Annotated in this window: 8 protein-coding genes; all 8 read left to right on the plus strand. The window is 66.2% G+C overall.

Going from position 1 to position 7235, the window contains the following annotated elements:
• Positions 1–350, plus strand: a 350-nt coding sequence (locus ACYPYD_RS25175) for an endonuclease/exonuclease/phosphatase family protein (RefSeq protein WP_459666220.1), incomplete at its 5' end; no start/stop codon positions are given.
• Positions 351–376: 26 nt separating this feature from the next.
• A complete protein-coding gene (gene ribA, locus ACYPYD_RS25180; protein WP_459666221.1) occupies positions 377–1408 on the plus strand; it encodes a GTP cyclohydrolase II in 1032 nt (343 codons plus the stop codon).
• A 135-nt stretch (positions 1409–1543) separates the two neighbouring features.
• Positions 1544–2356 carry a bifunctional DNA-formamidopyrimidine glycosylase/DNA-(apurinic or apyrimidinic site) lyase gene (mutM, locus tag ACYPYD_RS25185; protein ID WP_459666223.1) on the plus strand — a complete coding sequence of 271 codons (813 nt, stop codon included), beginning with the start codon at positions 1544–1546 and terminating at the stop codon, positions 2354–2356.
• Between the two features lie 202 nt (positions 2357–2558).
• A complete protein-coding gene (gene rpsT, locus ACYPYD_RS25190) occupies positions 2559–2819 on the plus strand; it encodes a 30S ribosomal protein S20 (RefSeq protein WP_008829123.1) in 261 nt (86 codons plus the stop codon).
• 592 nt (positions 2820–3411) lie between these two features.
• On the plus strand, positions 3412–4848 hold the full coding sequence (dnaA, locus tag ACYPYD_RS25195) for a chromosomal replication initiator protein DnaA (RefSeq protein ID WP_459666243.1): 1437 nt from the start codon (positions 3412–3414) through the stop codon (positions 4846–4848).
• A 218-nt stretch (positions 4849–5066) separates the two neighbouring features.
• Positions 5067–5918, plus strand: a complete 852-nt coding sequence (locus tag ACYPYD_RS25200; RefSeq protein WP_459666226.1) for a GGDEF domain-containing protein — start codon at positions 5067–5069, stop codon at positions 5916–5918.
• A gap of 61 nt (positions 5919–5979) precedes the next feature.
• On the plus strand, positions 5980–6396 hold the full coding sequence (locus ACYPYD_RS25205; RefSeq protein WP_459666231.1) for a DUF983 domain-containing protein: 417 nt from the start codon (positions 5980–5982) through the stop codon (positions 6394–6396).
• On the plus strand, positions 6393–7184 hold the full coding sequence (locus tag ACYPYD_RS25210; RefSeq protein WP_459666232.1) for a HesA/MoeB/ThiF family protein: 792 nt from the start codon (positions 6393–6395) through the stop codon (positions 7182–7184). The genes ACYPYD_RS25205 and ACYPYD_RS25210 overlap by 4 nt, the downstream gene beginning before the upstream one ends.
• Positions 7185–7235: the final 51 nt, after the last annotated feature.

Below are 7235 nucleotides of genomic sequence, written 5' to 3' on the forward strand. Positions count from 1 at the left end.
TTGTCGGCGACTTCAACATCGCCCCGCTCGAATCAGACGTCTACGATCACAAGGCGCTGCTCAAGGTCGTCAGCCACACGCCGCTGGAGGTGGAGACCCTCAAGCGCCTGCAGGACGCGGCGGGCTTCGATGATCTCGGCCGCCGCTTCATCCCGGCGCCGGAACGCAACTATTCCTGGTGGTCCTACCGCAGCTACTGGCGCCAGAAGGACCAGGGCCGCCGCCTCGACCACATGTGGGCCTCGCCCGACCTCGCCCCGCAGGCGCGCGGGCACCACTTCGTCGAGGAAACGCGCCGCTGGGACCAGCCGAGCGACCACATCCCGCTCGTCACCGAGTTCGAACTCTGAGCGAGGAGGCCGCCTCGACGCGCCGCGTGGCGCTGGCGCTCGACGCGCTGCGCCATGGCTGGCCGGTGCGGGTGGCCGGCGCGGTGCTGCTTCCCGCCGAGACGGCCTTCGCGCCCGGCGTCACCGCCCCGCGCATGCTGATTTCGGCCGCCCGCGCGGCGACGCTGAAGCTCGCCAACCAGCGCGAGGCCGCCGTGCCCGAAGCGCCGGTCCTGATTCGCGCCGCCGAGCCCTTCGACCTCGACACCGCGCGCGCGGTGGCCGATCCTGCGCTCGACCTCGCCTACCCGATGAAAGGTCCCTTCGCGGCCGAGCATATCGAGGATGGCGATGCGGCGCGCACCGCGATGGAACTGGCGCGGCTTGCCGGTATCCTGCCCGCCTTCCTCGTCGCGCCGAATCAGGTTGGCGAGGCGCAGGACGTTTCCAGTGCCGACCTCGCCGCGTGGAAAGACACCGCGCACCTCGCGATAGCCTCGCGCGCGCGGCTGCCCGTCGAGGCGGCCGAGAATGCCGAGATCGTCGCCTTCCGCGCGCTCGACGACTTGCGTGAGCACGTCGCGCTCGTCATCGGTACGCAGGACGGCGACCGGCCGCCGCTGGTGCGCCTCCATTCCGAATGCCTGACCGGTGACATCCTCGGCAGCCTCAAGTGCGATTGCGGGCCGCAGCTGAACGCGGCGCTGCGGGCGATGTCGGCGGAGGCCGGAGAGGGGGGCTGGGGCGTGCTGCTGTACTTGCGGCAGGAGGGGCGCGGCATCGGCCTCGTCAACAAGCTGCGTGCCTATGCGCTGCAGGATGCGGGCTACGACACGGTGGACGCCAACAACCGCCTCGGCCTGCCGACCGAGGCGCGCGATTTCCCGGTAGCGGCGCGGATGCTGGACCTGCTGGGGGTGCGGGCGATTCGGCTGATGACCAACAACCCGGCCAAGGTCGCGGCGCTGAAAGGCGTCGGCGTCGAGGTAGTGGAGCGGGTGCCGCACCAGTTGCCGCCCAACCCGCACAACGCGCGCTATCTCGAAACCAAGCGGGATCGGACGGGGCATATTCTCTGACCCTTCGACAAGCTCAGGGTGAGCGAGTTTGCGCTATACTCCCAGTCGCGCTCAGGCTGAGCTTGTCGAAGCCCCATCGGCAAAGCGCCGCGTTCACGATTGGAGTCCGGCCTCAAGCACCCTATCTACCCTCCGATGCCTGAACTTCCCGAAGTCGAAACCACCGTGCGCGGCCTCGAGCGCTTCCTCGACGGTGAGCGAATCGCCCGCGTCACGCTGAACCGCGCGGACCTGCGCCGCCCGTTCCCGCCCGATCTGGTGCAGGTACTGACCGGCGCGCGGGTTACCGGTATGGGGCGGCGGGCCAAGTACGGGCTGATCCATACCGACCGCGAACAGACCATGGTGTTCCACCTCGGCATGTCCGGGCGCTGGCGGATCGAGCCGGAGACGCCCGACAAGCACGACCACCTCGTGCTGGAGACGGGCTCCGGTCACGTATTGGCGCTCAACGACGCGCGGCGGTTCGGCTCGGTCGATCTGGCTCCGACCGCGACGCTCGACGCCTGGGGCGCGTTCGCTTCGCTCGGGCCCGAGCCGCTGGGCGACGGCCTGACTCCGGCGCATCTGCGCGCGGCCTTCGCGGGGCGAATCGCGCCGATCAAGCAGATGCTGCTCGACCAGACCATCGTGGCGGGGCTCGGCAACATCTACGTGTGCGAGGCGCTGTTCCGTGCCGGGGTACGGCCGGACAAGGAGGCGGGGCGCGTCAGCCTGCCCGCGCTGACCCGGCTGGTGCCCGCGATCAAGCAGGTGCTGGGCGAATCGATCGCGGCGGGCGGCTCCACCATCAAGGACTACGCGCAGCCGAACGGCGAACTCGGCTACTTCGCGGCATCGTGGCAGGTCTATGGGCGTGAGGGCGATCCTTGCGGTTGCGGCGCACCGGTCCTGCGTTTCGTGCAGGGCGGGCGGAGCACCTTCTGGTGCCGCCGCTGCCAGCGGTAGCGCCTGAGCCCGCGCGGCGTCTGAGCGTGGCCGCTTGAGGCCACGAACGCCAGAAATAGGCGGTTTCGCGCCGCCGCCTCGGCTTGACGGAACCCCGCCCGAACTGTAAGGGGCGCGCTTTCCGGCGAGTCCGTTCGCCGAATAGATTCGTTAGGCAATTGGGGCCGCTCACCGTGTTGGCCGCCCAGACAGAGGAATATCGATGGCCAATACGCCGCAAGCTCGCAAGCGCATCCGTCGCAACGATCGCCGTGCAGAGATCAACACCAACCGCGTGAGCCGCATCCGCACCTTCCTGAAGAAGGTCGAAGGCGCCCTGGCCGGTGGCGACAAGGACGCGGCTGTTGCCGCCCTCAAGGAAGCGCAGCCCGAGCTGGCTCGCGGCGTTGCACGCGGCGTGCTCCACAAGAACACCGCAGCGCGCAAGATGTCGCGTCTGACGAAGCGCGTCGCCGCTCTCTGATTCGAGCCACCCTCTCCGATTCGAGAGGGTGATTCGCCGACTGGGATAGGTTGCTAGCTACCTGTCTCAGGACGAAACAAGAACGGAGCCGGGGTCGCCTGACCTCGGCTCCGTTCTCGTTTTTGCGGCATCGCAGCATGGAGCAAAGCAAAGCCCCGGAAACACTGCGATTCGGAGTGCTGCAATGCGCAACTCGCTGATTTTTAAGCGTATTACAGTTTGGCTACGGATTTTGGGCACTCCCACGTGAGTCAACCTTCATAATTTTTTTTATTTGGGGATCGCCGTATTGCCTGCGCTGCAAACCGGTTCCTAAAAGGGTCCCCGGCCGTTGCGGAACGGGCCGGGGATACAGCGATTCACAGTGGAACAACCGCCGCGGACAAGCGTTCGCGGTGAGGGGAAGTTTTTACTTTGGATGCGCTGGTCGCTCTGTTTCGCGTCACCGGCGGGATCACGCCAACACACGCGAACAAGGGGGTTCGAAACGATGTCGAATACATCAGCAGGACACCCCTCGGTGAATCCCCCAGTGACCGCGATGGTCGAAGGTACGAACTTGAATAGGAAGTCGAAGGCGGTGCGAGTGGCGATGGAAGAGGATCAGGAAGCCGTAAACCTGGCGGCGGACTGGGCGGACATCAGCCAGGGCCTGCGCAAGGATCTTGGGCATCAGGCGCACAGCCAGTGGATCAAGCCGATCCAGCCGGGCAACTGGTGCAAGGAAACCGGTACGCTCGATCTGTACCTGCCGACGGAGTTCTCGGCGAACTGGGTCAACGACCGCTTTGCCGATCGCCTGTCGCTGGCATGGAAGATCGCGCGGCCCGACGTGCGTCACGTGCGCATCCTCGTGCATCCCGGCCGTCGCCAGCTGCCCGAACTGCGTCTGGGTGGCGGTGGTGGCCGTCCCGCCAGCGCCCCGGCCAACGATTCGGCCGCCGGCGTCGCGGACCCGCTGTCGGTTGCGCTTGCAGGCGAATCGTTCGCCTCGCTCGGCCAGGGTCCGGCGGGCATCGATGCCTCGCAGACCTTCACCAGCTTCGTCATCGGCACCTCCAACGTGCTGGCCTGCAACGCCGCGCAGCGCATGGCCGCTACCGAGCAGCCGCAGTTCTCGCCGCTCTACCTCAAGGCCGCCACGGGTCAGGGCAAGACGCACCTGCTGCATGCGATCGGTCACGCCTATCTTGCAGCGCACCCCCACGCGCGAATCTTCTACTGCTCGGCCGAGCGTTTCATGGTCGAGTTCGTGCAGGCGCTGCGCCAGAACCAGATGATCGAATTCAAGTCGCGCCTGCGCGGCTTCGACCTGCTGCTGGTCGACGACATCCAGTTCATCATCGGCAAGGCATCGGCGCAGGAAGAACTGCTCTACACGATCGATGCGCTGCTGCAGGAAGGCAAGCGCCTGGTCTTCGCCGCCGACCGTGCGCCCCAGGCGCTCGACGGTGTCGAGCCGCGCCTGCTCTCGCGCCTGTCGATGGGCCTCGTCGCCGACATCCAGCCCGCCGACATCGAACTGCGCCGCTCGATCCTCGAGAATCGCCTCGGGCGTTTCGCCTCGGTCGAAGTGCCTGCCGACGTCATTGAGTTCCTGGCGCGCACCATCAACCGCAACGTCCGTGAACTGGTCGGCGGCCTCAACAAGCTGATCGCCTATGCGCAGCTGACCGGGCAGGCGGTTTCGCTCCAGCTCGCCGAAGAGCAGCTGACGGACATTCTCTCGGCCAACCGCCGCCGGATCACCATCGACGAGATCCAGCGCACGGTCTGCCAGTTCTACCGCATCGACCGCACCGAGATGAGCAGCAAGCGCCGCGCGCGCGCCGTGGTGCGCCCGCGTCAGGTGGCGATGTACCTCGCCAAGGTACTGACTCCGCGCTCTTATCCGGAGATCGGCCGCAAGTTCGGTGGCCGCGATCACTCGACGGTGATTCACGCCGTGCGCCTGATCGAAGAACTGCGCACGCGCGATGCCGACATGGACGGCGACGTACGCTCGCTGCTGCGCCAGCTGGAAAGCTGAGGCTCATCCCGGTGTCATGCCGGGATATGAACCCGTTTCGCACTGAGTTATCCACAAGGGTCGGGGCGCTGCCTCCGGCCCTTTTCGCTTGAGCGCTGATCAGGGTTAACCGACCGTTTCATCAAGAAATTTAACGTTTGCATAACGTTCACCCCGCAAACGAGACGCCGCCGCAATCGCGACCCATTCTCAAATCCAGCGGAAGAGGCATTCCCCCCATGCGCTTCTACCAGGCCACGACTTTCCTGTTCCCCCGCAGTTATGAGCGGCGGATTCTCTTCGTATGTTTCGGTGCCGTCCATGTGCCGCTGATCGCCTGCATCGTGCTTCAGGCGATTACCGGGCACTGGCAACTCGATACACTTATCACCCTGCTCGTCGCGACTCTCGTGGGCACGGGCCTCGGCCTGGCGGCGATCCATGCGCTGCTTGCGCCGATCGGGCAGGCGACCGCGATGCTCCAGTCGATCCAGATGGGCGAGCGGATCCCGCTGATCCCGCAAGGCGCCGACGATCTCGTCGGCCGCCTGCTGACCGGCGTGACCACGGCTGCACATGAGACGGCGGCGCGCATCGAGCGCCTTGTCGATGCGGCCGAGCGTGATCCGCTGACCGGCATCCGCAACCGCCGCGGGTTCCTTGATTCGGCCAAGCAGGTACTGCGCGGGCGCTCCAATGCAGTGCTGGCGCTGATCGACATCGATCATTTCAAGCGCATCAACGACGAGTGCGGCCACGATGTCGGCGACCTCGTGCTCAAGGCGCTGGCCCGCCGCATCGAGGACCACGTGCGCCGCAGCGATGTCGCCGCGCGCTGGGGCGGTGAGGAATTCGCCGTGCTCCTGCCCGACACCACGCTCGACGAGGCGCGCCTCGTCATGGAGAGGCTGCGGGCGACGGTCGCGCTCGATACCAATCTGGGCGTCGAGGACCGCGCCGTGACGTTCTCCTGCGGGCTGGCGTCGGTGCGGGACTTCGCGCTGCTGGAAGATGCCACGAAGCATGCGGACGCGGCGCTCTATGCGGCGAAGCATGGCGGGCGCAACCGCGTCCAGGTGCTCAGGCCCTGACCCTTTTGCCGCCAGCGCAATCTGCTTCACCGTCCTGCCCGTATGATGTAGGCGCTTGGACATGATTCCCGCCACGTTCTCGCAGGCCCTGCTTCGCGGCCTTCGCAGCCGTTGCCCGCGTTGCGGCGAGGGCAGCCTGTTTTACAAGTGGCTCAAGCCGCGCGAGCGTTGCCCGGTCTGCACCATGGACCTGACGCCGCAGCGTGCGGACGACTTTCCGGCATACATCTCGATGATCGTCACCGGCCACCTGATGGCGCCGCTGATCATAGCGCTTTCGGTGGACTACGACCTGGGGCCAATGGCGATGTTCGCGATCCTGGTGCCGCTGGCCATCACGATGATGATCGGCATGCTCCAGCCCGCCAAGGGCGGCGTCATCGCGGTGCAGTGGTGGTTCGGCATGCACGGGTTCGTGAAGGAGCGGCTTGTGGAAGCGGCCGTGCCTGAAGCGCCCGGAGACGAACAGGCGAAATGACACTCACCGCCGATCGTCTCGGCCGTTTCGCGCGGCATATCGTCCTGCCCGAAGTCGGCGGGGCCGGACAGGTCGCGCTGAGCGAGGCGCATGTGGTGCTGGTCGGCTGCGGCGGGATTGGCAGTCCTGTCCTGCAGTATCTCGCCGCAGCCGGCATAGGCCGTCTCACGCTGGTCGATGATGACGTGGTCGACGTCAGCAACTTGCAGCGCCAGACGATTTATACGCCATCGGATATCGGCAGGCCCAAGGCGGAAGCGGCGGCCGAATGGGTGCGGCGTTTTGATCTTGGCCTGAAGGTCGATCCCGTCGTTGCGCGGCTGGGGGATGACAACACGCGTGACGTCCTTTCCGGCGCGGACCTCGTACTGGACGGCTGTGACAACTTCGCGACTCGGCTCCTCGTGTCAGATACTTGCGTAAAACTGGGCATTCCGTTGACGACGGCGGCGATCGGGCGGTTCCAGGGGCAGGTCGCGAACTTCGCAGGTCATTTGCCGGGGCACGCCTGCTACCGTTGTTTCGTGGGCGATGCCTTCGACGCGGTGGACTGTGATACCTGCGCCGCCGACGGCGTGCTCGGGGCGATGGTCGGCATGGTCGGCACGTTCGCGTCGATGCACGCGATGCGGGTGCTGCTGGCGGGACACACGGCGCTGGGCGAGCCGCAGTTCGGGACCCTGCATCTGATCGACGGGCTGGCACCGTCGATGCGGCCGCTCAGGATCGCCAAGGATCCGGCGTGCCGGGGGTGTAATGCGCATGGGGCTTCGACAAGCTCAGGGTGAGCGGAGGTAGTGCAAGTTTCCCAATTCCGCTCAGGCTGAGCTTGTCGAAGC

The organism is Novosphingobium sp. 11B (assembly GCF_054589055.1).